Below are 2,104 nucleotides of genomic sequence, written 5' to 3' on the forward strand. Positions count from 1 at the left end.
TCCCGGAATCCATGTTCCTGTTTGCAGGAGGAATTGAAGATGTGGTAGAAAAGTACGCCCAGGGCGGGAATGTATAAGAAATGCCGCAGGAGAAGACGGAGGAGGGCGAATGGCAGCAAATAGATTTTTATTGGAGATTGTAACGCCGCAGCAACTCTTCTATTCCGGGGAAGTTGAGATGGTGATTGTAGAGGAAGCTTCGGGACAGGAAGGATATATGGCGGGGCACAGCCTTGCACTGAAGCGCCTGGAAAAGGGAGAGGTAAAGATCCGGGAAGCGGAGAGTAAAGAGACCAGGACCGTGCTGATTCCCGGAGGCCATATCCATGTGGGCAAAACCATGGCGATTTATACCAGATATGCCAACTGGAAGGCGGAGAAATAAAGGCAGGGTTCCTGGAGAACCTGTAAAAATATGCAGAGGCGCGCAGATCGCATACAGTATGTATCCTGCGCGCCCTTTTAGAAAACAAAACGGGGGAATCCCCGGAAAACCGACGAGGTGATGGTATGTTCTTTCTTTTGTTTGTGCTGTGGATTATTTTAAACGGCAGAATCACGTTGGAAATCGCAGTATTCGGCGCAGTGATCTGCGGCGCCTTATACTTGTTCTTATATAAGTTTATGGAGTATTCCCCGAAGCGGGAGCTGGTCATTTTAAAGTGTACCGGCAGGATCCTGAAATATGTGGTCTTCCTGGTGGTGGAAGTCATCAAGGCGGCCCTGGCCGTGTCAAAGCTGATCCTGCAGTTTGACCGGGAGCCGGATCCGGTGCTGGTGACCTTCCGTCCGGGTTTAAAGACCCAGACCGGACAGACGCTGCTGGCCAATTCGATTACCCTGACCCCGGGGACCATTACCTCGGACCTGGAGGACGGAAGCTACATCGTGCACAGCCTGGACCGGGAGTACGCGGTGGGGATCCATGAATCGGACTTTGTGGAAAAGATCCGGGAACTGGAAATCCTGGCAGAAGGAAAGGGGGAGGGAGATGTTTCATGACATACCCGTATTGGGTGACGTAAGCGATACGTTTTTAATGTTTGTGCTGGCCGTGTTGTCTGTGATGTGTCTTCTGTGCCTGCTGCGGCTGATTTTAGGCCCGTCTGTTGCGGACCGGCTGCTGGCGGTCAACATGCTGGGCTGCATCGTGGTTGCGGTCATTGCGGTCCTGGGCCTGGTGCTGGAGGAATCCTATCTTCTGGACATCAGCCTGATCTATGCCCTGATCAGCTTCCTGGCGGTGGTGATCCTGTCCCAGATTTATATCGGGGTGTACCGGGCGCGCAATGAGAAGCGCAAAAAGAGGGAGGAGGGTGCCTTAGATGATGGTTCTTGAATGGATCCGGTTTCTGGCAGGCGCCGTGTGCATGGCAGCGGGGCTTGTGTTTTATATCATCCAGTTTATCGGCGTGTTCCGGTTTAAGTACGTGCTCAACCGGATGCATGCGGCGGCCATCGGCGATACCTTAGGGTGCGGGCTTCTGCTGGTGGGGGCCCTGTTTTTCAACGGGTTTACCTTCCCAAGCGTGAAGATCCTGTTCCTGATCGTATTCCTCTGGCTGACCTCCCCGGTTGCGGCGCACATGGTTTCCAAACTGGAAGTGCTCTCCCGGGAGAAGATGGAGGACTGCTGTCCGGTGGAACCGGCCGAAGAGATCGAACTGGAGGATTGCTGCCAGGCGGAACCGGCCAAAGAGAGAAAGGAGGAGGGCGCATGACGGTCATTACGTGGATACTATTAGTGTTTCTGGTCATATGTGCGGCGGCGGTCAGCTTCCATAAGAACCTCCTGAATTCGATTCTGATTTTCATGGCCTACAGCCTGATCATGTCCATCCTGTGGATGATCATGGAATCCCCGGACCTTGCCATTACAGAGGCGGCCGTGGGTGCGGGCGTGACCTCGCTTTTGTTTTTTGTGACCCTGAAGAAGATCCGGGGGATCTCCGCCGACAAGGAGGAGGATGACGGAAAGGAGACGGAAGAATGAGCAGAAAACGGCCCCAGGAGGAGTATAACAACAGTCCGGCCTGCCGGTTTAAACGGTGGCTGAACGGAGAGAAGGACCCCTTTGTGGGAACCCTGGAGATGAAGCCTCCCC

5 protein-coding genes are annotated in these 2,104 nt (G+C 54.0%); all 5 read left to right on the forward strand.

All coding sequences use genetic code 11. The features are described 5' to 3' along the window. The first annotated feature begins 109 nt into the window (after window positions 1–109). The 5 genes from HMPREF0240_RS23125 to HMPREF0240_RS23145 all read left to right on the forward strand — a co-directional run bounded on the left by HMPREF0240_RS23125 (window position 110) and on the right by HMPREF0240_RS23145 (window position 1,993). Window positions 110–385: an ATP synthase subunit delta gene (locus HMPREF0240_RS23125; RefSeq protein ID WP_009005811.1), complete on the forward strand. Its 276-nt coding sequence runs from the start codon at window positions 110–112 to the stop codon at window positions 383–385. Window positions 386–510: 125 nt separating this feature from the next. Next, entirely contained in the window at window positions 511–1,002 is a 492-nt protein-coding gene (locus tag HMPREF0240_RS23130; protein WP_009005812.1) for a Na+/H+ antiporter subunit E, read from the forward strand. Beyond that, the gene (locus HMPREF0240_RS23135; RefSeq protein ID WP_148486413.1) at window positions 992–1,339 is read left to right on the forward strand and encodes a monovalent cation/H+ antiporter complex subunit F; all 348 of its coding nucleotides are present in this window, start codon (window positions 992–994) and stop codon (window positions 1,337–1,339) included. Before HMPREF0240_RS23130 ends, HMPREF0240_RS23135 begins: the two co-directional genes overlap by 11 nt. Beyond that, complete coding sequence (locus tag HMPREF0240_RS23140) at window positions 1,326–1,721, forward strand: monovalent cation/H(+) antiporter subunit G (protein WP_035314767.1); 396 nt, start codon at window positions 1,326–1,328, stop codon at window positions 1,719–1,721. The genes HMPREF0240_RS23135 and HMPREF0240_RS23140 overlap by 14 nt, the downstream gene beginning before the upstream one ends. Next, window positions 1,718–1,993, forward strand: a complete 276-nt coding sequence (locus tag HMPREF0240_RS23145) for a hydrogenase subunit MbhD domain-containing protein (RefSeq protein WP_009005815.1) — start codon at window positions 1,718–1,720, stop codon at window positions 1,991–1,993. Before HMPREF0240_RS23140 ends, HMPREF0240_RS23145 begins: the two co-directional genes overlap by 4 nt. The last annotated feature ends 111 nt before the right edge of the window (window positions 1,994–2,104 follow it).

The sequence above is a fragment of the Clostridium sp. D5 genome (genome assembly GCF_000190355.1).
Classification (GTDB): Bacteria; Bacillota; Clostridia; order Lachnospirales; family Lachnospiraceae; genus Faecalicatena; species Faecalicatena fissicatena_A.